This window comes from Flavobacterium sp. UW10123 (genome assembly GCF_040538975.1).
Lineage (GTDB): Bacteria > Bacteroidota > Bacteroidia > Flavobacteriales > Flavobacteriaceae > Flavobacterium.
On record NZ_JBEWQE010000013.1, the window covers coordinates 36,734 to 60,670 of the forward strand.

Consider the following 23,937-nt stretch of genomic DNA (forward strand, 5'->3'; position numbering starts at 1 on the left):
TTTTATAATGAATCAGCCAGTAATTAATTCTACTGCTTCCCAGATTCTATTTGAGGCTTTTTTAGGAGAACTTTGATTTATAACTTCAAACCATTGCTGAGCATGTTCAACCGTTTCATTGTTTTGTTCTAATCCCAATCTAATCTTCTCTGCAATTTCGTCAGCAGAATTTAACCAAATAACTGCTTTTTTATTTGGCATTGAACGAAAATGCATATAGTTATAAATTTTTGAAACCGACCATTTTTCATTAATTCTATTCGATACATCATAATTCATGTAAGCGCATGGTTTTTTAAAACACACATAATCAAATACCATTGACGAACCTAAGTTAACCACCATCTCTGTATGAAAAATTGTGCTTGCATGCAATCTAACATCTTCTTTGGTTGGCAATACAGTATTCCATTGTTCGCCTATTTTTTTCCAAATAGGATTAATCGGAACTATTAAATCTTTATTTCTGGCCAGAACCTCATCAAACCTGTTTGAAAAATCTACAGGACAACGTCTGAATATTAGCCCTAGTGACTTATTATCTTGCTCATTAATTTTTCTTACCGCATCTGCTACATCAGATAAATATTGAGGATCATCTGGACAAGTTACTATATCATCTCCTGAATAACAGATATATTTTTTGTCTAAATCTAGTTTGTAATCGTTAAAAAATTGAATTTTATCAGTAAGATTGTTTTCGTCAAAATGACTTTCAAATTGAGGAGTACCTACAACAAAAATCTGATTTTCATTTATATCTGAATAGTATTTAAGAAGCTCCGATTTCATGTGTTCACTCCATACAAAATAATAATCAGTTTCAACGACCATTGTTGCTTTAGGCAAATTATCCCAAGAAAAGATAAATGTACCAGTTGGAATTTTAAGTTCTTTTGCCGCTAATAAAGGTGCAATGGCCAACACTGGTCTTTGATTTGTACAGAAAACAAAATTTGGCCGTTCTCTTTCAAGTGTCTGCACACATTGTTTATAGAAATCGGTTTTCTTTTCTATACTTTTTATTTTTGATTTAATTTTTGCTAATCCAGCGTCAGAGTTGTACAATGAAATCAAAAATCTGGCAAAATAACTTTTAAAAGCAATCTTTACATTTTTATATCCAAAAGGAAACCGATATGTATCATAAACTTTATCGTTCTCTCTTTTTATATTTAGATTTAGTTCTATGTGCTTTCTAGCGTTTTTATAACTATCTGTTAAAGGGTTTGATTTAGCATTATTTATTTTAATTTCCTTAAAACCTAAACTATGTAAATCAAATGGAGTATTATTCCAGTATGTTATATCAAAATTCTTTTCTAATCCTATTTTATAAAAATTAGAGAATGCAAAATTTCGGAGTCCAACTCCATCTGGAAGAAGAATAAAAATCTTTTTAGTAGGCATTAATTGTGTCTAAAGTGTTTTTGGTAAATGAGCGGCCAAATATCCGATTTTTGCTTACAACTAAAAAATAATTCTGCATTATTTCTTTTTTCTAAAACAATAGTTTTCTTTTTGATTCATAAGTTTTTAAAAAAGAAAATTTCATTTCCATTTCTTATTCAAAATGCTTATTTTTTTAAAGAATTAGAGTAGAATATCATCTTTCAAAAGCAGTTTTTTTGCTATAAACTCTTCCGTCATTTCCATTGATTCTTTGGTTGCTCCAGCGATATGGGGCGTTATTATTACATTATAGTTTTGTCTTGCTAGATCAACTAAAGGATTCAATTCTATTGTTTCACCATTTAATTCGTTTTCCAAAACATCTGTTGCAATACCGCTAAAATTACCATTCACAATTGATCTCGCAATTTCATTTTCATCCCAAACACCTCCTCTAGAGGTATTAATTATTACTGTTCCTTTTTTTACAAACGATAATAATTCTTTATCAATAAATTTTTCATTTTCTACAGAATATGGAATATGTATCGTAATGATTTCTGCCCAGTTGAATAACTCTTCTGGACTATTAAATCTCAAAAATTGACTTTCTACATTTTTAACATCAAAAAAACCAATCTCCATTCCAAAGACCTTTGCAAAATCAGCTACTTGAATACCAACTCTTCCCAGACCTAAAATGCCAATTTTTTTTTCTTTCAGATTTGTATTAATAAACAAATTTCTATTCCATCCTCCTTTTTTTACATGATCAAAGGAGCTTGGAATCTTTTTTAATAAAGTGAGCAGTAATGCCCAAGTATGTTCTGCAGTTGATGGTATGCTTCTTAAAAAATCTACTTCATTTTTAAGAGAAATCACTTCTCCTCCTATGCTTTTAAAGTAATCAACATCAATATGATCCAATCCAGTTGTTGCAGTCAGTATGAATTTTAAGTTGTTTGCATAATCTAGAATTTCTTTATCAATTACAAATCCTAGTCTTATGAAAATTGCATCAACACTCGAAATCTCTAATTTCAATTCCTCTCGATCTTTTACTTTTATAGACTTTACATCAAAAGCTTCGCTTAAAATTGTTAATGCTTTTTGGCTGAAATTATCAGGTTCAGTTATTAGTAATTTCTTTTTTCCAGTCATCATACAAAAGTGTTGCTAATTTAAAATCTCTCATTGTATCAATATTCACCAACCAATCCGGATTCATCACATAAGCTATTTTTTTCTCGACCATAAAAGTTTTTTGGGTTACAAAAGCTTTAGTTCTTATTGCATAAAAACACCCATTTCTATAATAAACAGGAGTTAAATCTTGCCTTCTCATGCTTTCTCCATTATCAATCAATGGACTCAATTCATTGTTCTCCATCAGATTATACATTCTTGCTGGATGTGTATCATTCATTGGCACTACACTAATTACACCATCCATTTCTGTTTTATCAATTAATAGATTAACAATATTATCTAAATCGGAATGCGTTCTTAATGGCGAAGTTGGCTGCAATAAAACGATAATATCAAAATCTTCCTTGAATTCTTTAATTACGTGCTCTACCGTTTCTACAACGTTGCTACTATCTTCAGCTAAATAAGAAGGTCTTTTTAATACATCAATATCATATTGTCTACCAATAGTAGCAATTTTCTCATCATCAGTAGACAGGACGATTTTGGACACACTAGTAGATTGAAGAGCACATTCTATCGCGTGAGCCACTAATGGTTTACCCCCTAATTCTTTAATATTTTTTTCTGGAACTCCTTTTGAGCCTCCACGAGCTGGGATTATTGCTAGAACTTTCATATTAATACATTATTGTTTTGTGAAATTGCAAAGGAACTTCAGCCAATAATTCTGCTATTTTGATTCCTGCTTTTCCGTCTCCATAAATAGAAGACGAAACAATTTTATCATTCTGAACAATTGCTAGAATTGCTTCTTCTATTTCTTTTTGCGAGTAATCAACATCTACACTATTTCCTCCTCGGTCTCTTCTATTTTGACGAGAACCAATATTTACTACAGGAACTCCTAAATAGGCACATTCACGTATTCCTACGCTAGAATTCCCTATCAGACAATCACTATGTTTTAATAATTGTAAAAAATCTTTCCCTTCCATATTCTTAAAAAAATGAACATTAGGCAAATTATGCTGTTCTCTAAAAGCGCGAATCCCTGTTGACGTTCCATCTGCTCCTGCATCGACATTAGGCCAAAACCATAATGTAGGTTTATTTAATTTATATATTGCCTCAAGTGTAGCCTCAACATGTTTTCTAGAATCTTTATATTCTGTTGTTACGGGATGTTGCATCACAACCAAATAACCGTTTGACAAATCAGGTTTTGCTCCTACGCCTCCATATTTTTCATAGGGATTAAATGGAAGTGTTTTACTATTTTTAATTTCTAAAGCTAGGTCGATAGAAGGACATCCAGTATTGAAAACCATTTTAGAATCTTCTCCTAATTTTATTACTCTTTCTTTAGCACTTTCAGAGGCTACAAAATGATAATCTGCTAGTTTTGTAATTGCATGACGCACTTTTTCGTCAATGTTTCCTGTCACTTCACCACCTTGAATATGTGCAAGAGGGATATTCATATAAGACGCTGCAATAGCTGTAGCCATGGTTTCAAATCGATCAGCAACAGTTATAACAATATCTGGTTTCAGGTTATCAAAAACAGTAGATAGTTCTAAAATGCCAATTCCTGTAGTTTTTGCTGCTGCGGTAAGATTTTCTCCTTCCAGTACATTAAAAACTTTGGCTGTGATAATAAAACCATCTTTTTCAATATAATTTACTGCAGATCCATAACGATCCAATAATGCCGAAGCTGCAACGACAAGTTGCAACTCTAAATCTGAATGTTCTTGAATTGCAGATAATACTGTTTTTATACGACTGTAAGAAGGACGTGCTGTAACTACAACAGCTATTTTTCTTTTTGGCATTTTGAGATTATTATATATTTAAATACATTGAAGTAAGGAAAACTAAAAAGGGTAAACCAATTAAAAACATGTTTTTTTAGGAAAGATCATTTTCTGTCAAAAAGTCCCATTGTTTTAAGTCTTTATTTAAAACTTTACCAATTACTTCCTGAAATCGTAAAGCATCTATTCCAAAACCTTTTGGCTTTTTAGATTCTAAATCCTCAAAAGTCAAAATATGATTTTTAGGTAAATCTTTATTTATTGCCAATGATTTTTCAAAAATTTGCTTTAGCGAAGAAAAATTTTCATTCCTATTTTTATCTATCGGATGCGATAATGCCGTTTTTATATTTCTAACGGCTCCTACAAGCTCTTTCGTTTCTAAAATAGTCAATGAGGATTTTGAGTCTGGTCCAAACATTTGTCTATCAAATACCACATGAAATTCTAAAATATCTGCACCTAAAGCTGTTGCGGCAATACAAGTTTCAACCTTTGCAGAATGATCAGAAAACCCTACTGGAATATTATAGCGATTCTTTAATTCTTGAATAACATTTAAACCATATTGCTCTGGCTGAGTTGGATATGCAGTTGTACATTGTAAAATAGAAAACTCGACATTTCTTTCTTTTAGAAACGCAACAGTTTTGTCTAATTCCTCATATGAACTCATACCTGATGACAAAATCACGGGTTTTCCCGTTCGGGCGATTTTTTCTAAAATTAAAAAATTATTAACCTCTCCCGAACCTATTTTATATTGTTCTACTCCTAGTTGCTCTAGCCAGTCAACTGCCAAATTACTAAAAGGCGAGCAAATAAATTTTAAACCTACCTCATCACAATGCTTTTTAATGCCTTTCCATTGGTCTAAAGAAAAACCCATTCGCTTCCAATAATCGAATCTTGTTTCATCTTCTAATGAAAATTTCACACGAAAAGGCTCATATTCACTACTTTCTGCTTCGGCAATATGCATTTGAAATTTCACAGCATCCACACCCGTTTGAACAAGAGCATCAATATAGGAATGCAAAATTCCAAGACTTCCTTCATGGGCTTGTCCAACTTCGGCAATAACAAATACCGAGTTTGATTCATTTTTTTTGTCCGCTGTTTTCAAAAAAGAGTTCATAGGGTTAAATTAAGTTTTTCTTTGCGTTTTCAATTATTTCATTCATTCCCTTATTCCAGTTTTGCATCGAATATAAATTTTCAGAAATCACGTCATTACATACTTCTTTTCCGTCCAAAAAAGATTCTATAGCTGATACCCAATCCTCAATAAAATTTGGATTTTCAATCAACTTCCCTAATTTTCCATACTGTAAAACTTCGGGAACTCCTCCATTAGCAGAAGCAATACAATAACAGCCGCAGTGTAAAGCTTCAATTAAACTTAATCCAAAACCTTCATGCCAAAGTGTTGGAAACAAGTAGCAATCTGCAATTTGATAATACTTTGGCAAATCATTATTGGGTATTCTTCCTAAAAAAGACACTCCATTTATTTTTATATCTCGCTTTGCGCCAATTACCAAAAGAATTGCGTCATTCTCTTTTTTATCTATTCTTTTCCATACATCAAGAATAAAATCTAATCCTTTTTTAGGTCGATCCTGAGAACACCAAATAAATATTTTCTTATTTGTAATTTCTAATTCTCTCTTTAATTTTTCTTTTTCTGCATTACTTATTTTATGAAACTTCGAAGTATCAATTCCGTTATGCAATACTGAAAGTTTTGTTGGCAGAATTGTATAATATGCTTTATGTGCTTGGTATGAATCTTTTGTTAATAAAACCATTTCATCTATACCTTCAAAAAACCATCGTCCATGAAAATTTTCATGAAAAGGTGCAAACCCGTGATAGAAGAATTGAAGATAGCAATTTTTTCTTTTGCCTGTTTTTTTCAAAAAATCCATAAGCGGCTTTACAATACCAAAATTATCGACAATTTGAATAATAAATTTTTCGTCTTTTTCAAGAATACTGCCAAGTGCTTTAAAATACCCTAGATACTTATTTTTTAAAACCCTTTTTTGAAGTTTTAACCAATTCGTATTACTAACAAATTTGTATTCTATTTGAGGATAAGTGTTTTCTGGTTTTGCACAAACTATATAGTCTACTAGATGCTCATTACTTAAATAGTTATGATATAGAGTAGTCCAACTTCCGATATTTGAATAGGGTAAAGGAACTTGGGAAATTAGAATTACTTTAGACATTATTGCAAGATTTGAGTAAAAATATCAAATTAAATCTTTTATTTTTTTATTTTTAAAGCAATGATTTTTAAATCATTATCTATTTCATATGAATAAGGAAAAACATGATAAAAAGAAATAATATGAAGCAATAACATATCATTAATTTCTTTTAACGAATAGTATTTAGGAACCGTTTTTCTTAATAAAGCTTTTACTTTATATTTTAAAGTTTTTTGAAAAGGATCTTCTAAAAATTGAATTGAGGAAATTCTTTTCTCAAATTTTGGTAATTCTACAAATAAAAAATGATCTACAACTTCCTTCTTATTAGTTAAAATTATTGGAGAGTCATGTGCCTCTAATTCATAATATTCTTTTTCTGAAATTGGAGCACCCCACTTTTCATTATCAATTTTAACAACTTCATTTTTTTGATTGACTATTAAATGCTGCTGATTTAATTTGGTAATCCCTTTCAATTGAAGTTCTTTGGTTAGTGTATTCTTTTCACTTTTCCGATAACTTTCATGCCATTGATGTAAAAGCAAGATTTCTTTATTGTAAAAAACACTTTCAATTCCAGCTCTAACTAATCTGTGATGAATATCATTATCTTCAGCTCCCCAGAAGTGCAAAAACTCATCAAAAGCTTGAATATTGAGTACTTCTTTCGTTGGAAATAATGACAGCCCTTGACCAGTTGCTCCGGTAGAAAACGAAATTTGGTAATCTAAAAAGTCTTTAGGAATTTTAGTTTCATTTTCATTTAAAAAACCTACTTTAAAATAGTAAGCTTTTTTAGGATCCTTTAATTTTGCAAGTAGATCTATGAAATCATTTCTAAAAATAATATCAATATCTGCAATAAAAACAAAAGAGGTGTCAACTAATTTTAAGCCTACATTTATTGCCTTAGAACGTGACCAAGGCTGTTTATCTGTATAATTATAATAATATTCTGTAAAATTATAAGAGTCAACTAAACTCTGAACTTCTTTTGCAAAATGCAATTTGGACCCATAGTCTACAAACAACACTTTAAAGTTTTGATTAGTTTGATTGTTCAAAGAATCCAGTGATTTTTTTATCCTAGCTATCTCTCTATTTCTATATGGAAAAATTATAGTTATCATAAGTTAAACCCTCATATTATTGTCAATATATCGCAAAATTTCTGCTATTAAATTAAGAATTGCTTTTTGGTGTGACCAACCTGCCTACCAGACTTTATGTCTTTTAATAAATTTGATATTTTCAAATTTATCCAAGTTTGTTGGCATCAGAGACTTTTTATCAATGTGGATAATACAACAAACATTAAAATCATTTAAAGCAATTATCATTTTTTTTAATGCTCATAATCATGATAAACTGTTATGAGATAAGCCATTTCAATTTTATTTTGAATATCCATTTAAGTCAAATAATTACGAGCATCCTCCTTAGAAAGCCCTTTCCATCGTAAGAAGTACTTCATAATTTTTTTGTTTAAAATAACTTTTCCGAAAAATTTAGTTTTAATTATGTAAAGCCATTTTGAGCTAGCTTGTACCGGTTTAAGCTTAAAATCAACGTTTAAAATATTTTTTCCTATTTTTGAAATCTCATCATTCATCCAATCTTCCAAAACATTTCCCATATGGTAAGCGTAATTATCTTCTGTAGATAAACGCCAAAAACCCTTTTTTACTACTGGAAGATCTAAAATGTCGTTTTCGCTCTTTCCTCCTAATTTATAATTAGAGTACTTTATTTCTAAACTATTAAAAATTTCACCTCTATATGTTCCTACAAAATGTCCTGCTCCAATAACCGCTTTTTCATTTTTATTAGACAGTGTAAAATAATTGTCCAAATGAGATTTATTATAAAAATCTAAATTTCCGACACTAATTGCAAAGCTTTTTAAAGCCAAAGGATTTTTGACTTTTGAAAAAGTGAGTTTTTTTGAAAAAAAATTATCCCAATAAATATTGGAAGTATAAGTTCTTAATGAGCGAGATGATGGCGTAGGGCAAACTGCTCCAGCTTTAGGAAAATTTTCAAAAATAGAATATGAGGCTTTTTGCCAGCCAGCTAGAAATAACACATCTGAATCTGTGATTGTCACTAATGGAAAATTATGTCCAACTATGCCTTTTAAAATTGCGTTTAGTTTTCCTATATTAGTTGTTTCCAAAACTTCATGAATCTTTTTCTGCAAGTATAATTCTTGCAGAAAATTTGTCACTTCCTCACAACTTCCATTATTTACTATAGTTATAAATGTTTTTTTATGAACCGTACGAAACAACGACTCCAAGCATAATTTAAGAATTATTAAACTATCTTTAAAATAATCATTCTTGTTTGGAATATAAACTGGTATAATAATTTGATGATAGTAATCAGAATTTAAAATTCCTTTATCTTTATTTGGATTAAAACCTAATCTCACAGCATTATTGTTTTGTACATTTCAATCACTTTTAATTTATTCTGAGAGTATTCTAATTTATCGTTAGCTATCTTTTGGTTTATTATTGAAGCATTTTCAATTAGGCTTAAATCTGAAATAGCTTTTAAAATATTTTCTTTAATTTCTTCCACTGATTCAGGATCATTAATTAAAAATCCATTTTCATTATTGATAATTACTTCTTCTGTCACCCCACCAGGATTTGATTGAATTGGAAAAGCTCCCATTATAATTGCTTCCAATAAAGTATTAGGCATTCCATCAGAAATACTATTTCCTATATAAACTAAAGATTTCCCCATTAATTCAGTCAATCTGTTGTGCGAAAGCTCATGTCTGTGAAAAAAATGGAAATTTAACTTATTTTCCGAAATGTAATCTATTACTTTAGAGTGTGATCCAAAAATTATTACTTCATAGTTTTGTATTTCTTTTTCTATCGAATGAATTGCTTTTACAATATTTAGACCTCTCCCAACATGATGTTCATAGCCTTTAACTAAAATAATTTTTCGTTCTGAAACTGGTAATTTAAAAGATTCTAATTCTTTTATTTTATAACCCGTACCACCAGGAATTACTCCAAGAAATTTTCCAGAAAAATTTAACTCAATTGCCAAGTCAAAATCTCTTTTACAATCTGTGTGCAAAAAATCTACTCTTTTTAAAACATTTTTAATTTTATAATTATGTCTTTTAAAGTTCTTGTAATAAAAAAGATCGCTTCCCCAGCAAGAATATAGCCATTTTACTTTTGGAAATTTATGCATTGTTTTTAAAATTGGATAAGAACAACTCTGCATTTCGAAACTATGAACTATATCTGGTTTTATTTCTAAAATTATTTTTTGTAAAACTTCATTTGCGGTTATTTCTAGATAAGGAAGAACTTTTTCGTATATATTGGGATATTTTTTGCTCAAAAAAAATTCTCCTTTAATATAAGGTATTTTTCTTTTTTTCCAATTTGTAAATTGTTTAACAAAGTTTTGCTCTTTAAGCTCTCCTCTTCCTAAAACATCAAACCAATATAACTCATAATCGCTATCCTTCAAAGTTTCAATCCATCGGATTGCATGAACAGAAGGCATGGAGATAAATAAAATTTTCATTTATATACGAGTTAGTAAATCTTTAAAATTGATTTCTTATTGCGCTTTTAAGTTAATTTCGCTTTAACAATAATTATTCAGGATTGAATTGCTGGAAACAAATTCTTTTAAAAAAGATATTTTTATTTCGTTAGAATACTTTGTAATATATTTTTCTTTTAAATCAGTACATTTTTCTAAGAAAACAGAATCTTTATAACTAATAATTTCAATTGCTTTTTCTGTTAAGCTTTCTTGATCAATTGCAATTAATTCCGGAAAATCAACCAATCTATCTCGCATGGCTCCAACATCATAAGATAAAATAGGCAAACCATAAGCCATAACTTCCAGTGCTACATTTGGCCCCCCCTCGTATTCTGAAGTAATTAAAAAACAATTTAAGTTATCAAAAAAATCATACGCCTTATTGTAAGGAACCTCTCCAAAATCAAGAGTAATTAAATCTTGAAGTTCTTTTTCTTCGACCAACTTTAAAATCTTTTGATAATAATCCTCAGAACTACCTCCTTTGATAATTAATGTACTTCTATACCCTTCTTTCCTTAGATTAGCAATTAAGTTTATGGCATGTTCAAACTGCTTTTCTTTTGAATATCTTCCCAATATTCCAAAATCATATAGTTTTTTATCCTTATATGTCCTTTTTTTACTTAAGCAATAATTCTCATTAAAAATTAGAACTTCTTGTGTCGTAGTATTTTCTAAATTTAAATTCTGTACAAAAAAATCTTTTTGTTTTTCAGATGTAACAATATTGTATCTTATTTGGGATAAATATTTTAGAGTTTTATTTTCTAATCTATCAAAAAATACTGTTGTATATTTTACAACTATGTTGTCTTTACATTTCCATACTTTTATCAGAGGGATATAATCTTTTGCTAAAGATGTTTTTGTAATAATATATAGTTTATCAAATCTTGACAAGCATTTAAATCTCCAATAAAGAGCATCAAATGGAAACATATCTAAATTTAATCTCTTTTTCAGTTCTTTGTTTATTCGTTTAATATATTTACTAGTAAAGAAATCAGGTCTTTTAAAAAACTTCACCTTGTTATCAATAAAAATATCTTTTGTGAAATCTAAATTAAACTCCCCAGCAACAAAGACATGAACCTCTTTCACTTCTAGAAAGGATGCAAAAGCATTTGCTGTATGAATGGTTTCTAACTCGCTTCCTCCAGCAAATTGAAAAAATGGTGTTGTAATTAATATTTTCATTTAAAAAAATTATATCTCCCAAATGCGGGTCACATGAAAAGAAGAAGTAGAAATTAAAAAATTTTCATTTAAAAAAAGATTCAAAATAATTATTGAGAACTAACAATTAATGGTTGACAAATGATAACTCTCACTAGTTTTTTGAGCTTTATAGTATTTATTCTAAATCTAGTGTTTTTATACAATATTACTTCTACAAAATAACTTTATTAAGGAAACCTAAATTATAGCGTATACACAAATCTGCAATTTTATTTTTTCTATACAACCAATTTGGACTACCCCATTTTTTGTAATATTTCAGATAGTCACTTAGTCCTTGATCATCTTCAAGAAGGTATTCGTTACCTTTGTTAAAAACGTATTTCGGCAACTTATTATGATTTATTTTTACGCTCTTCTGAAGTTTTTTATAACCTTCACTTAATCCGATTCTATTTTTTTTTACTTTTTCTCTTTCTAAATGTTCAACTTTAGATGAGTTTACCAATGCATGTTTAATATTAAACTTTTTCAAAGTCATGGCATAGTCATTATCAGCATAACTAAAATTAAATGTTTCATCTAGATATCCTATTTTTGATATAACCTGCTTATATGTCACCAAACACCAGCCAAGAACATGTGTTCTAACTTTATATCCAAGCTCATACTCTTTTTCAAAACTAAAATCGTTTATTCGACCACTTGGAGAAAAGGATTTAATTTGAGGATTACTTTGACTTATTTCAAAAATTCTAGCAAACCAATTATCATAAAAAATAAGATCATTATTGCATAAAGCAACAAATTCCCCTTTTGACTCTCTAACTCCAATATTAAGAAATTTATGAAAATTAAAGTCTTCCTCAGGGACGATTACTTTAACAAAGTCAGGGTATACAAATTCGGAATTATTATAGTTTTTATTAGACTCTACCACAATAATTTCCATTTCGGTCTGTTTCTCAGATTCTATTAAAGAATTAATACAATTCATAGTCATTTCGAATAAACCTTCTGTGGTGGTATATGCTAAGATTATTACTGATAATTTCAATCTAAAAAATTTTATTGGTTAAGAGATGTATTTTAAAAATTTATTTTAGTGCTTTTTTTTAACTTTCTCAAAAAAGCTTTTACTATTTTAAAAAAACCTACATCAATCAGTTCCTGCTTATTTTTCTCAGCATACAATTTCACAAAATCGTCAATTGAAGATGATTGCAGATAATGCAGTTTATTCCATAAATGAGGTTGTAATGGATGTATATTTTCAAATTTATGATAATTTGAGCTGTCCAAATTTTTCCAAAATTCAAAGTATTCATGAGTATCAAAATCATTTCTATGTCCCCAATTTGATATTTTAAAAAACACATCTTTATCATATCTTGCCCATGATTGATGAATAACTTTAGCATTCATCAAATGATTACTGACACTATAATTTGTTCTTGCTGATTCGTAGTTTTTATGATTTGTAATAAATGAGAATCGCTCCTTGTTTTCTATATACAAATATCCGTCTGAAAGTTTTTTAAATAATGTTACAAAAACACCTTGGAAAACAACTGGCGTGTATTTTGGAAAAATATTTAGATACCAATGTTTTTTTAAAAATTTGCTTACTTTTTCAAAATTATAAATATACTCATCAACATCGATTTGTATAATCCAACCTTTTCCCATTTTGTTACGAAGCATGTTGCGTTCTCTTGTGTCACATTGCATTGGAGTCAATTCAGAAATATAAAATTCATCAAAATAAAATTCTATTTTTTTATCAACATCAAACAATCTAACTTCTTCAAAAAAACTTTTTTCAATAACAAAACTGTTTCCGCTCCAAGTTTTATAGTTTTTGTCTATTGCTACAAATATTCTGTCGACATATTTATATACATACTTAACAGATATTAGAAACATTTCGTAATCATACGATACAAGGTAACCAACTTTTATTTTCATTTTAATCTTTTTTGGGCAACATGAAGGATATAAAACTTGAATCTATTTAAAAATGATTTCTTTGGAAAATTGACATGAGCATAACTTAACTCTTTAGAGGTAATTCTTAAACTGTTTGTATTTCTCATAAAAGCATCAACTCTTTTTTCAAATAATTCGCCTCCATACTTTGGATACCTTTCTGAAGCAATATTTTTTTCATCATAAATTTGAGCTTTAAAAACATTATTTTTTATTAAATAGCATTGATCAGAAAATCCATAACCAACATAAAAATCATCAATTTCAGAAATTGATTCCTGTTTAGCTTCTTCAAAATTATTATTCCAAGTGGGATTTGCTACAATAAATTTATTATTCTTTTCTAAGTTTTCTACGGCCATTTTAATCCAATCAAAACCAAAATTTTCTACATACGAATCACTTGAAAAATGAAACAGATATTCGGTTTCACAAAAATAAATCCCAGTTAATTCTGCGATCGAATAATTGAAACCTCCATTAAAAGATTCTTTTTGCAGATTAAAATAATTGAGAACTGTTTTTTCATGTTCATTTACGACAATGATTTTATCAATTACCCGGTCAATTAATTTTTTCTTAGCATATTTAAGAACTTGGTCAACATTTCGTACGTTATTAATTATCAATTGTTTTAAAAAAAAGTCGTGATTACAATTATTAATCAATTTTTCCAAATAATTCCCATACAAAATATACTTCCAGTCATTTTCGTAAACCTTTATCTCAAAAGTTACTTTCATATCAGCACAATTAATTTCTTTATGTAAATACATTTATTAGGCATTAGCTATTATACTCGCTTTTTAGCAATTCTCCATTCTTGTTAATTCTCCAGGAGCTTGATTCATTACAATTTTCCAAATAAAACTTTTGCTCATCTGTTAAATTATCTGTATCAACATACCACCCCCCGTGCTTTGCTATATAGGGATATTTAGTTCTGCAAGCTCGCAAAAATAAAGTTTCGTTATATTTATATTTTGGCCTATATAAAGCAAAAGTAGTATCTAGACCTGCAATGAAATTTCCGTCAGTTGTACAATGTCGCCAAAATTTCGATTCCCAGTTTATAATTTTTTCTTTATTAATATTGGAATTAGGAATGTCGTCAATTTTTAAACTAAATCCCACCTTTGTAATTTTATAATCTCCATCAAGTATTTTTTTAAAATATCTTAAAAAATCACTTGGGCAATCAGAAATTGGGTTAATATCCGCATCTGTTACAACATAATAACCTTTAGAATATTTATCGTATAACTCTTTGAATTTCCAAAAAACCAAATGCCCGTAATTTTCTTTTAAACGATGAATAGTTGCAATAGACTCTATTTCATCAAAATATTCAAGAAGCGGTTTAAAAGTCGAATTATTATCAATTATAATAATATTATTATAGTCGTGTTTTTTTAAAAAATCAATTAATTGTTTTAAATAAAAAAGCTGATTGAAACTTATTATTATTATTGGTATTGATTTGAGATTTTTGTTTTGATTAATTACTGTTTTATTAAAAACACTATTTTTCAATTGGAAGTACTTAAATTTCGTCTTATTGATTTTTCGCTTTAAAATCAACCTTATTCCAAAAAATTCAAGAATTTTTTTTAAATATTTTTTCATTAGAAAAGCGCTTATAATAATACTTTTTGTATAGCTTTTTTTAAATATTTTTCAACTTTATAGCTACCTCTATTAATTAAGATAAAGAGACATGCGCTTAAAAAGAACTCAATTCCTATTTTTTTGTTTATTAAATAAAATTGAATACTAGCTCTTTGTACAATAAAACAGCTTTTTTTTAAATGTTTTTGGTCCAATCCTCTAAAAAATGAATGTACTATAATCAAATAATAATGCCTCATTAACTCTAAGTCATTTAATTGAATACTTTTCTTCAAATTCTCGATTGCAATTATCATTCTAGATTCCTCAAATAGTTTTACATAATTAAAGTTTGCAGACGATTTTGTTTGAATGTGTTGGCGATACAAAAACAATGATTCATTTAGAATGGCAAATTTATTTGGGCTCAAATTATAGAATAATCTTGAAAAAAGTTCTGCCTCTTGGCCCCTCGCAATAGTTACATTGAACAGATCTTTTTTATTTAGAAAACGTCTTCTAAATAGAATTGATGGGGTTAGAATTTGGAGTTTCCACAGAACATAATCTTTAAACAAATTAGATCTTATTTCTAGATCAATATTTTGTAGTATTTTTAAACTGTGATCACTATATGCACCTGAGCAAATAACTAAATCAATTTCTTCAGAAAACAATTCGAGCTTCTTACTAAGAAAGGTTTCCAACATAATATCATCATCATCAAACCAGTTAATAAACTCTCCTTTACTTAATTCAAAACCATAATTTCTACAAGCATTTCCACCAGCTATTTCATTCAATGGGCGATGGTGTAACTGAAAACGATTATCTTTTTTAACATACTCATTAATTACCTCAACAGTATTATCGGTTGAGCCATCGTCAACAATAATACATTCCCAGTTTTGATAAGTTTGCATTAAAATTGAGTCGAGTGTTTCTCCTATAAGATGCGCTCGATTATAAGTTGGTACAATTATGGAAATTAAGGATTTATTCACAAATAGAACTAAATAAATTAATCCAATCATTAGATGTTCTTTCAGGAAATAGAAAAGCCTCAATATTTTGCATATTAGTTATTCCTGTATTCGCATTATATTCTAAATTATCTATTGATTTTTTAAGTTTTAGAGGCAACTCTTCAAATTTATCAATTTCCTCAAAATGAATATTGTTTCGTCTTAATATACCATATGGTAACCAACCACCAGCAATTACATTATTTCCAGCATATAATACCTCAGTCATTGCTGCACTCAACGCGTCACTTTCAGGAGCTTGAATCATAACATTTGTAATTAAACGTAATTTAGAAATTTCATCAGGTGTAAGGAAATCATCAATAATTATAATATCTAAACTATTATACCGTTTAATTGCAATTTCCAATTCTTTAAGATATTGCGGCTCTCCTCCGTAACCCAAATGCAAAACAAAACTTATTTTATTTTTATATTCCTCAGGTAAATTATTTAAAACGTGAATCATCTTCAAATGATTATTCTCTTTAAAAGCATTATGCCCCAAAGCCACCAAATAATTCTTTATTTTATATTTTTCTTTGAACTTAGTTAATAATTCTCTATTACTTCTATTTAAATTAATTGCATTATAAATTGCAGTACTAATTGTAAATCTTACATCTTTAATTTTATCACTTAGATGCATGCCATACTTAGCTTTAATTACTAAAGCCATTTCAGGTGATTGCACTGTGATTAAAGTAGCTTTATTTAAAGCTTTGCCAACATAATAGTTATTATAAATATTGCCCATTCTATATAAATCTGAACCCCAGAAACTACATATTACTTTAGTCTCATTTTCTACAAAATGAAGATATTCTAAATTATAAGATGAGCAAAAGTGAAAATGAAGCACGTCAAATTTTTTTGTTTTAATATAATTTTCATAGACATGCTCTTTCAAAGCATATCTCATACATACTTTTAGTGCTTTTCGAATTGTCTTTTTTTGATTTAATTCAAAAAGAAAAGTTTCTTTATAAAATTTTTTTTTGAATGACCTTAAAAGAACCAGTATTCTTCTCCATTTAGAGATACTTTTATAGTATTGCTCAAAATCTAGATTTTCTTTGAAAACAGAATTGCTTTCATTATAGTTATCATTTGGCAAATGCGTACATCTATCAATATGAAAACTGAAGCTATTATTAATCTTTAGGATTTCACCATATAGTTGATTTAAGAAATTAGACTGCCCAATACCAATTACTAGCATTTTTTTTCTATTTTTTTCCATATGGCAAAAAATTACCTGGCAATATCGCATAACTGCCTTTACGATTAAATTTACCATTCTCCCAAATATAACCTTGTAGAACTTCTAAAGATTTTACATTCTCTACAACATCTAAAAAGTTATTCTCCTCAAAATCAATTTCAGCCAAAAGAATCCTAATATTGTATATTTCAGCTCGTAAATATAAATTTGGAATTTCTAACCTGAAAACATTTGACTTTTCTAAAAATGAAAAATTTGTATTCATTTCATCACTTAAGAATGATAAACAAATGTTCTCATTTTGGTCGATAAAATTTATACCAACACGCAATTTATTAAAATCAATATTTATCAATTTATCAATTTCAAAACAAATGTTTAATTCTTCACCTGATATAACTTGGCTTACTTCATTCATCTTATTATCAACAAAGTATAAATCCTTAATTTTAATTTTACCTGACCCCTTTCTATCAGTCCTTTCTTCTAATAATTGTTCGTTTTTTTCTGAATTTTGAGATAAATAGAAGTCAACTGCATTATGACTTGTATCATTAAAAACTACTTTTCCGTATTCTAAAACGATTCCACGAGTACACAATTGTTTAACCGCTGCCATATTATGACTCACAAACAAAACTGTTCTTCCTTCACCTTTAGAAATATCCTGCATTTTTCCAATAGCCTTTTTCTGAAATTCTGCATCGCCCACTGCCAAAACCTCGTCTACAACTAAAATTTCAGGCTCTAAAAAAGCCGCGACAGCAAACGCTAGACGAACTGTCATTCCTGAGCTATATCTTTTTACAGGAGTGTCTATATAACGTTCGCATCCTGAAAACGAAATGATCTCATCCAGTTTAGAAGTAATCTCTTTTTTAGTCATTCCTAAAATGGCTCCATTAAGAAATATATTTTCTCTTCCTGTCATTTCACCGTTAAAACCTGTTCCAACTTCTAGTAAAGAAGCTATACGTCCTCGAGATTTTATACTACCTGTTGTTGGTGCGGTAACTTTTGAAAGAATTTTTAAAAGTGTAGACTTTCCCGCACCATTTTTTCCAATAATCCCTAAAACTTCTCCTCTTTCAACTTCAAAATCAATATTCTGTAAAGCCCAAACATAATCTGAATTTCCTTTTGTAGAGCGATCATTAATATCTCCTATTTTGAGATATGGATTTTCTTTTCCTCGAATTTTGTACCACCAACGATTTATATCATGGCTTAAAGTACCTGTTCCAACTTGACCTAAACGATATTGTTTAGAAATATTTTCAGCTTTTAATATGATGTCTTTCATTTATACAGTATCTATAAAGCTTTTTTCTGTTCTATTAAAAATTAATAATCCAATAAAGAAAACCGCAATTGTAACTATCATTGAATATATTAAACCTAAAGTTGATATGCTCCCAATATTTAAAAGCATATAACGAGAAGTTTCTATAATATAAGCCAATGGGTTGTATTCTACAATCCAACCAAAATTTGGAAGTTTTTCCTTTATTAATTCCATCGGATACATTACGGCAGATATATACATTAGCAGCTGTACCCCAAAACCAACTAAATTATTTAAATCTCTATATTTTGTAACCATTGAAGAAATCATCATACCTAGACCCAACCCCAAAATTCCCATAAATGAAATTAAGATTGGGAAAAATAGTATTGATACATTTAAGATTAAATCTGCTCCTTGAAAATAAAAGAAAATGTAAAAGAAAATAAATATACCAAATTGAATTCCAAATTTAATTAAGTTCGAAATTACTATTGATAAAGGAGTAATAATTCGAGGAAAATATACTTTCCCAAATATTCCTGCGTTGGATTTAAATGTATCTGAAGTTCCATTTAAACAAGCAGTAAAATAATTCCAAACCATAATTCCAGCCAAATTAAATAAGAATGGCGGTATGGAACCTGTTTTAATTCCAGCTACGTTATTAAAAATAATCGTAAAGGTTATCGAAGTAAATAAAGGCTGTATTAAATACCATAAAGGCCCTAAAACTGTTTGCTTATAAACTGTGATAATATCTCTTTTTACAAAGAGCATAAGTAAATCTCGATACTGCCAAATTTCTTTAAAATTAAGCGAGAAAAATTTATTCTTCGGTGTTATTTCAAACAGCCAGTCGTTTGTATTCTTATAATCCATTTCAGGGGGCTTAAAAATCTTAATTCACAAAATTTAACAAGATTTTTAACATTTTAAAATTTGTTTAAAAATGTCAAAAGGCGTTTAAAAAAACACCTCTTGATTATATTTGAATTTATTTTCGTTTGATCTTATTTATCTAAAACTTCAAAAGTTGAATTCATACTTTTGAATTCTGGAACTATCTTTTTCATCTTCGCAACAATATCATCATTTTCGTAAAAATCAGCAATTCCTATTAATTCATTAACCTCATTATGTAGATTTTCATACTCGTCTTGGATTTCTTGTGCAATCATAATTTTATTATGATATGTTGGAAGAGTTTTAGAAGTATCATTTAATAATTCTTCATAAAGTTTTTCTCCAGGTCTTAAACCAACAATTTTAATTTTAATTTCTTTATCTGGAATGAAACCAGCTAATTTGATCATTTTTCTAGCTAAATCAATAATTCTAACCGGTTTTCCCATGTCAAAAATATAGATTTCACCACCGTTACCCATTGCTCCCGCTTCTAATACAAGCTGACAAGCTTCAGGAATTGTCATGAAGTAACGTATAATGTCCTGATGCGTAATTGTTACTGGACCTCCCTCTGCAATTTGTTTAGTAAATAATGGAACAACAGAACCATTTGAGCCTAAAACATTTCCAAAACGAGTTGTAATGAATTTCGTCCCGCCTTCAACATTCTGTCTTTGATTTTTTAAGAATAGAGACTGTACATATTTTTCTGCGATACGCTTACTTGCCCCCATTACATTACTTGGATTCACAGCTTTGTCTGTAGAAACCATTACAAATTTCTTTACATGATACTTACAAGCTAAATCTGCTAGGTTTTTAGTTCCTTTAATATTAGTTTGAATTGCCTGAGAAGGGTTTTCCTCCATTAAAGGTACATGCTTATAAGCTGCCGCATGAAAAACAACATGCGGATTGTAATTTTTAAAAACTTTTTCCAAAGCTTTCTTACTCCTTACATCCGCAATTACTGCTACAATCTTTGTACTGAAATTCATTGTCTGAGTTTCTAAGCACAAATTGTGTAATGGCGTCTCTGCATGATCCAAAATAATTACATTTTTTGGATTGAAATTCAAAACCTGTCTTACAATTTCACTTCCAATAGATCCTGCGGCTCCAGTAATTAAAATTGTTTTGTCCTTTAATTGTTTAGAAATTGATTTACTATCTAGAACTATCGGTTTTCTCTCAAGCAAATCTTCAATTTGAATATTTTTTACTTTTTGAGAAATTTCTTTTTGATTTTCCCAATCTGATATAAGTGGAACAGTATATACTCTATAATTAAATTCTAAACATTGATCAACAATAATAAGTTGTTCCTCTTTTGTTAAGCTCTTATCGGCAATAATTACACCTTCAGCAGCAACAGAACGCATTAAAGCGGGAAGTTTTTTTCTTAAAATTAAGATTGGCAGATCAAGCATGCGTTTAGATGCATTCTGATTATTCTTATCAACAAAACCAACAATTTTAAATCTAGATGGTGTTTCAAATTTTAAAGCATTTGCGACAGAAATCGCATTCGCATCTGTACCATAAATTACAGTTCTAATTAACTTGCTAGTAGCTTTTTCTGAAAAATACATTTCAAAAGTCTGTTTTACCACTACAAGATATAAAAAAAGTCCGCAAAAGGATAACACTAAGTTTATAAAAAGCGCAGTATTCAAAAAAGCTTTGTGCCCAGTATATAATTCAAATACTAAATTTATAAATAAGAAAAATACAAGAACAGACATCTGTGAAAACAACAATTTTATTGCATCTATATAAGACGAATGTCTAATAATCCCTGAATAAGTTCTGAAAAGCCAGAAAAAAAATACATTGGCGATAATTAATCCTGCAACAAAGAAAAAATTATGAGAAGTTATGAGATATCCTATTGCTGTACCTTCAAAAAGCAAATAGGTAAGACAAAATGAAAAAACCAAAACCATTACATCTATAGCAACAATAATCCATCTAGGTAAATAACTTAGATTATTGATATTTGCCCGAAGATTTCTTGGCGAAAACGTATTATATAACAAAGATGTTATATTATTTGGTTTGTCTGTATTCAATTGTGCTTTTTTTAAGTGCCTTTAATTCGACATTTCTATAAAAATACAAATTAAAGATTTTAAATAATTAGTTAAAGATACAAATTAAATTTTAACACTTTTTTTCTTTTGTTTTAGAAAATCTATTAAATATGATCCGTATCCAGATTTTAACAGTGGTTGTGCTAACTTTTCAAGTTGTTCATCATTAATAAAACCTTGTCTCCACGCAATTTCTTCGATACAACCAACTTTTAGTCCTTGTCTTTCTTCAATCACCTGAACAAATTGTCCTGCTTGCATCAAACTATTAAAAGTACCTGTATCTAGCCAAGCAGTTCCTCTACTTAATATTCCAACCTTTAATTTTCCTTTTTCCAAGTAAACTTTATTGACGTCCGTAATCTCATATTCACCACGAGCACTTGGTTTTATATTTTTGGCAATTTCTACAACAGAATTATCATAGAAATATAGTCCTGGAACAGCATAATTTGATTTTGGTTCCAGAGGTTTTTCTTCTATAGAAATGGCATTTTTATTTTCATCAAATTCAACCACTCCATATCTTTCCGGATCTGCAACGTGATAAGCAAAAACTACACCTCCATCTGGATTAGCATTATCCTTTAAAAGTTGTGGCATATTTGTTCCAAAAAAGATATTGTCTCCTAATACTAAGGCTACTTTGTCTTTACCTATAAACTCTTCTCCAATAACAAAAGCCTGAGCTAAACCATTTGGATCTGGTTGTTCTGCATAACTAAACTTGCAACCAATCGCTCGTCCATCACCCAGAAGTTTTCTAAAATGAGGTAAATCATGAGGTGTCGAGATTATCAAAATTTCACTAATTCCTGCCATCATCAAAGTTGACAATGGATAGTATATCATAGGTTTATCATATACTGGCATTAACTGCTTACTAACCGCTAAAGTTAATGGATGCAATCTTGTGCCAGAACCTCCAGCTAATATAATCCCTTTCATAAATTTTAATTTTAGTTTCTAAAGGTTCCGATTCTAAATAGAATACAAAACTCAGCCTTTTATTATATAAATATTTTTTCTAAACTTTCTTTATAATGTGGAATTTTCAACTTATAAATTGTCTTTATTTTCTTTTTATCCAACAGTGAAAAGTTTGGTCTTTTTGCTGGAGTTGGATAAGACGAAGATGGGATACCGTTTACCTTACAATTATAACTTCCCAACTCTTTAATACTTAGAGCAAATTCGTACCAGCTTATCTCTCCCTCATTAGAATAGTTATATATTCCTGAAATCCAATTCGGTGAATTAACAATATCGATCATTGCCTGCGCTAGATCAGCTGCATAAGTTGGTGAACCAACTTGATCATTCACAACACTTATCTCTTGTCTTTCTTGCATTAAGCGTTGCATGGTTTTTACAAAGTTATTTCCAAACTTACTGTATACCCAAGAAGTTCTAATAATAATAGAGTCTGGATTCTGTCTAATGCATGCAATCTCTCCTGCCAATTTACTTTCTCCATACGCATTAATAGGGTTTGTCAATGCTTCTTCAGTTAAATCGACTGACGAAGTGCCATCAAAAACATAATCGGTGGATACATGAATTAACTTTATATTATTTTCTGAAGCATATTTTGCAATTATTTCTACTGCCGAAGAATTTACTGTAAAAGCCAAATCTTTTTCTATTTCAGCTTTATCAACCGCAGTATAAGCTCCACAATTTAAAATCACATCTGCCTTAATTTCATTTAATTGGTTAGGCAAAAGATCTAGATTGTCTAACGTAATTCTTGTTCTATCTGCAAAAATCCATTCATACTCTGGATATTTTAATGATAAAAATGAAAATTCTGATCCTAACTGTCCATTTGCTCCTGTCACAAGAATTTTTTTCATTAAAATAAACTATTACAATTTTCTATAAAAGGAAGAATTTGATCTTTTTCAGAAACGATTGCATCATCCAAATCCATTCCCCAATCAATGTTTAGAAAAGGATCATCATATTTGATGCCTCCTTCGGAAGCTTTATTATAAAACTGATCACATTTGTACATTACTGATGCCGTTTCGCTAATAACTGAAAATCCATGAGCAAATCCTTGAGGAACTAACAATTGCTTTTTGTTTTCAGATGAAAGTAATATTCTAAAAGATTTTCCGTAAGTAGGTGAATCTTTTCTTAAATCTACAGCAATATCAATGATTTCACCTTCTAAGACGCGCACTAACTTAGTTTGTGCAAAAGGAGGGTTTTGATAATGTAATCCTCTTAACGTTCCATATTTGGAAAATGATTGGTTGTCTTGAACAAATTCTACATCAACACCAAGATCATGAAATTTCATTTTATTATATGATTCAAAAAAAACTCCTCGTTCATCCTGAAAAACAAGCGGTTCAATAATAATCAAATCTTTTATACATGTTTTTTCTAACTTCACTTCAACTGACTTTGCTGTTATTATTTTAATAGTATTAAGT

At 29.2% G+C, this 23,937-nt stretch carries 22 protein-coding genes; all 22 read right to left on the reverse strand.

What is annotated here, in order from left to right; genetic code table 11:
• Positions 1 to 12: 12 nt before the first annotated feature.
• The gene (locus tag ABXT06_RS15855) at positions 13 to 1,410 is read right to left on the reverse strand and encodes a UDP-glycosyltransferase (protein WP_354591619.1); all 1,398 of its coding nucleotides are present in this window, start codon (positions 1,408 to 1,410) and stop codon (positions 13 to 15) included.
• A gap of 183 nt (positions 1,411 to 1,593) precedes the next feature.
• Complete coding sequence (locus ABXT06_RS15860) at positions 1,594 to 2,556, reverse strand: NAD(P)-dependent oxidoreductase (RefSeq protein WP_354591620.1); 963 nt, start codon at positions 2,554 to 2,556, stop codon at positions 1,594 to 1,596.
• Positions 2,522 to 3,220 (reverse strand): acylneuraminate cytidylyltransferase family protein, encoded by a 699-nt coding sequence (locus ABXT06_RS15865; RefSeq protein WP_354591621.1) that lies wholly within the window; start codon positions 3,218 to 3,220, stop codon positions 2,522 to 2,524. Before ABXT06_RS15865 ends, ABXT06_RS15860 begins: the two co-directional genes overlap by 35 nt.
• Before the next feature lies 1 nt (position 3,221).
• A complete protein-coding gene (gene neuC, locus ABXT06_RS15870) occupies positions 3,222 to 4,379 on the reverse strand; it encodes a UDP-N-acetylglucosamine 2-epimerase (protein WP_354591622.1) in 1,158 nt (385 codons plus the stop codon).
• Positions 4,380 to 4,455: 76 nt separating this feature from the next.
• A complete protein-coding gene (locus ABXT06_RS15875; protein ID WP_354591623.1) occupies positions 4,456 to 5,499 on the reverse strand; it encodes an N-acetylneuraminate synthase family protein in 1,044 nt (347 codons plus the stop codon).
• A 4-nt stretch (positions 5,500 to 5,503) separates the two neighbouring features.
• Entirely contained in the window at positions 5,504 to 6,598 is a 1,095-nt protein-coding gene (locus tag ABXT06_RS15880; RefSeq protein ID WP_354591624.1) for a glycosyltransferase family 4 protein, read from the reverse strand.
• Positions 6,599 to 6,636: 38 nt separating this feature from the next.
• Positions 6,637 to 7,713 carry a glycosyltransferase family 2 protein gene (locus ABXT06_RS15885; protein WP_354591625.1) on the reverse strand — a complete coding sequence of 359 codons (1,077 nt, stop codon included), beginning with the start codon at positions 7,711 to 7,713 and terminating at the stop codon, positions 6,637 to 6,639.
• 281 nt (positions 7,714 to 7,994) lie between these two features.
• Positions 7,995 to 9,017 (reverse strand): glycosyltransferase family protein, encoded by a 1,023-nt coding sequence (locus ABXT06_RS15890; RefSeq protein WP_354591626.1) that lies wholly within the window; start codon positions 9,015 to 9,017, stop codon positions 7,995 to 7,997.
• Entirely contained in the window at positions 9,014 to 10,150 is a 1,137-nt protein-coding gene (locus ABXT06_RS15895; protein WP_354591627.1) for a glycosyltransferase, read from the reverse strand. Before ABXT06_RS15895 ends, ABXT06_RS15890 begins: the two co-directional genes overlap by 4 nt.
• Before the next feature lie 63 nt (positions 10,151 to 10,213).
• Positions 10,214 to 11,377 carry a glycosyltransferase family 4 protein gene (locus ABXT06_RS15900; protein ID WP_354591628.1) on the reverse strand — a complete coding sequence of 388 codons (1,164 nt, stop codon included), beginning with the start codon at positions 11,375 to 11,377 and terminating at the stop codon, positions 10,214 to 10,216.
• Positions 11,378 to 11,570: 193 nt separating this feature from the next.
• The gene (locus tag ABXT06_RS15905; protein WP_354591629.1) at positions 11,571 to 12,416 is read right to left on the reverse strand and encodes a glycosyltransferase family 2 protein; all 846 of its coding nucleotides are present in this window, start codon (positions 12,414 to 12,416) and stop codon (positions 11,571 to 11,573) included.
• 32 nt (positions 12,417 to 12,448) lie between these two features.
• A complete protein-coding gene (locus ABXT06_RS15910) occupies positions 12,449 to 13,327 on the reverse strand; it encodes a hypothetical protein (protein ID WP_354591630.1) in 879 nt (292 codons plus the stop codon).
• Positions 13,324 to 14,124, reverse strand: a complete 801-nt coding sequence (locus tag ABXT06_RS15915) for a hypothetical protein (protein WP_354591631.1) — start codon at positions 14,122 to 14,124, stop codon at positions 13,324 to 13,326. The genes ABXT06_RS15910 and ABXT06_RS15915 overlap by 4 nt, the downstream gene beginning before the upstream one ends.
• Before the next feature lie 10 nt (positions 14,125 to 14,134).
• Positions 14,135 to 14,974, reverse strand: a complete 840-nt coding sequence (locus ABXT06_RS15920) for a glycosyltransferase family 2 protein (protein WP_354591632.1) — start codon at positions 14,972 to 14,974, stop codon at positions 14,135 to 14,137.
• Between the two features lie 11 nt (positions 14,975 to 14,985).
• On the reverse strand, positions 14,986 to 15,990 hold the full coding sequence (locus tag ABXT06_RS15925; protein ID WP_354591633.1) for a glycosyltransferase family 2 protein: 1,005 nt from the start codon (positions 15,988 to 15,990) through the stop codon (positions 14,986 to 14,988).
• Positions 15,953 to 17,224 (reverse strand): glycosyltransferase, encoded by a 1,272-nt coding sequence (locus tag ABXT06_RS15930; protein WP_354591634.1) that lies wholly within the window; start codon positions 17,222 to 17,224, stop codon positions 15,953 to 15,955. The genes ABXT06_RS15925 and ABXT06_RS15930 overlap by 38 nt, the downstream gene beginning before the upstream one ends.
• Complete coding sequence (locus ABXT06_RS15935) at positions 17,211 to 18,509, reverse strand: ABC transporter ATP-binding protein (protein ID WP_354591635.1); 1,299 nt, start codon at positions 18,507 to 18,509, stop codon at positions 17,211 to 17,213. The genes ABXT06_RS15930 and ABXT06_RS15935 overlap by 14 nt, the downstream gene beginning before the upstream one ends.
• Positions 18,510 to 19,373 (reverse strand): ABC transporter permease, encoded by an 864-nt coding sequence (locus ABXT06_RS15940; RefSeq protein ID WP_354591636.1) that lies wholly within the window; start codon positions 19,371 to 19,373, stop codon positions 18,510 to 18,512.
• A 131-nt stretch (positions 19,374 to 19,504) separates the two neighbouring features.
• Complete coding sequence (locus ABXT06_RS15945; protein WP_354591637.1) at positions 19,505 to 21,472, reverse strand: polysaccharide biosynthesis protein; 1,968 nt, start codon at positions 21,470 to 21,472, stop codon at positions 19,505 to 19,507.
• A gap of 84 nt (positions 21,473 to 21,556) precedes the next feature.
• Positions 21,557 to 22,441, reverse strand: coding sequence for a glucose-1-phosphate thymidylyltransferase RfbA (rfbA, locus tag ABXT06_RS15950; protein WP_354591638.1), 885 nt, complete (start codon positions 22,439 to 22,441; stop codon positions 21,557 to 21,559).
• Positions 22,442 to 22,503: 62 nt separating this feature from the next.
• Positions 22,504 to 23,349, reverse strand: coding sequence for a dTDP-4-dehydrorhamnose reductase (rfbD, locus tag ABXT06_RS15955; protein ID WP_354591639.1), 846 nt, complete (start codon positions 23,347 to 23,349; stop codon positions 22,504 to 22,506).
• Positions 23,349 to 23,897 (reverse strand): dTDP-4-dehydrorhamnose 3,5-epimerase, encoded by a 549-nt coding sequence (gene rfbC, locus ABXT06_RS15960; protein ID WP_354591640.1) that lies wholly within the window; start codon positions 23,895 to 23,897, stop codon positions 23,349 to 23,351. Before rfbC ends, rfbD begins: the two co-directional genes overlap by 1 nt.
• Between the last annotated feature and the right edge of the window lie 40 nt (positions 23,898 to 23,937).

Bases quoted from the DNA above. Each gene is read 5' to 3' on its own strand.
- ABXT06_RS15915 (WP_354591631.1), bottom strand. From the start codon at position 14,124: ATGTATTTACATAAAGAAATTAATTGTGCTGATATGAAAGTAACTTTT.
- ABXT06_RS15865 (WP_354591621.1), bottom strand. From the start codon at position 3,220: ATGAAAGTTCTAGCAATAATCCCAGCTCGTGGAGGCTCAAAAGGAGTT.
- ABXT06_RS15880 (WP_354591624.1), bottom strand. From the start codon at position 6,598: ATGTCTAAAGTAATTCTAATTTCCCAAGTTCCTTTACCCTATTCAAAT.
- ABXT06_RS15920 (WP_354591632.1), bottom strand. From the start codon at position 14,974: ATGAAAAAATATTTAAAAAAAATTCTTGAATTTTTTGGAATAAGGTTG.
- neuC (WP_354591622.1), bottom strand. From the start codon at position 4,379: ATGCCAAAAAGAAAAATAGCTGTTGTAGTTACAGCACGTCCTTCTTAC.
- ABXT06_RS15895 (WP_354591627.1), bottom strand. From the start codon at position 10,150: ATGAAAATTTTATTTATCTCCATGCCTTCTGTTCATGCAATCCGATGG.
- ABXT06_RS15935 (WP_354591635.1), bottom strand. From the start codon at position 18,509: ATGAAAGACATCATATTAAAAGCTGAAAATATTTCTAAACAATATCGT.
- ABXT06_RS15885 (WP_354591625.1), bottom strand. From the start codon at position 7,713: ATGATAACTATAATTTTTCCATATAGAAATAGAGAGATAGCTAGGATA.
- ABXT06_RS15855 (WP_354591619.1), bottom strand. From the start codon at position 1,410: ATGCCTACTAAAAAGATTTTTATTCTTCTTCCAGATGGAGTTGGACTC.
- ABXT06_RS15910 (WP_354591630.1), bottom strand. From the start codon at position 13,327: ATGAAAATAAAAGTTGGTTACCTTGTATCGTATGATTACGAAATGTTT.
- ABXT06_RS15900 (WP_354591628.1), bottom strand. From the start codon at position 11,377: ATGAAAATATTAATTACAACACCATTTTTTCAATTTGCTGGAGGAAGC.
- ABXT06_RS15925 (WP_354591633.1), bottom strand. From the start codon at position 15,990: ATGATTGGATTAATTTATTTAGTTCTATTTGTGAATAAATCCTTAATT.
- rfbA (WP_354591638.1), bottom strand. From the start codon at position 22,441: ATGAAAGGGATTATATTAGCTGGAGGTTCTGGCACAAGATTGCATCCA.
- ABXT06_RS15940 (WP_354591636.1), bottom strand. From the start codon at position 19,373: ATGGATTATAAGAATACAAACGACTGGCTGTTTGAAATAACACCGAAG.
- ABXT06_RS15875 (WP_354591623.1), bottom strand. From the start codon at position 5,499: ATGAACTCTTTTTTGAAAACAGCGGACAAAAAAAATGAATCAAACTCG.
- rfbD (WP_354591639.1), bottom strand. From the start codon at position 23,349: ATGAAAAAAATTCTTGTGACAGGAGCAAATGGACAGTTAGGATCAGAA.
- ABXT06_RS15930 (WP_354591634.1), bottom strand. From the start codon at position 17,224: ATGGAAAAAAATAGAAAAAAAATGCTAGTAATTGGTATTGGGCAGTCT.
- ABXT06_RS15860 (WP_354591620.1), bottom strand. From the start codon at position 2,556: ATGATGACTGGAAAAAAGAAATTACTAATAACTGAACCTGATAATTTC.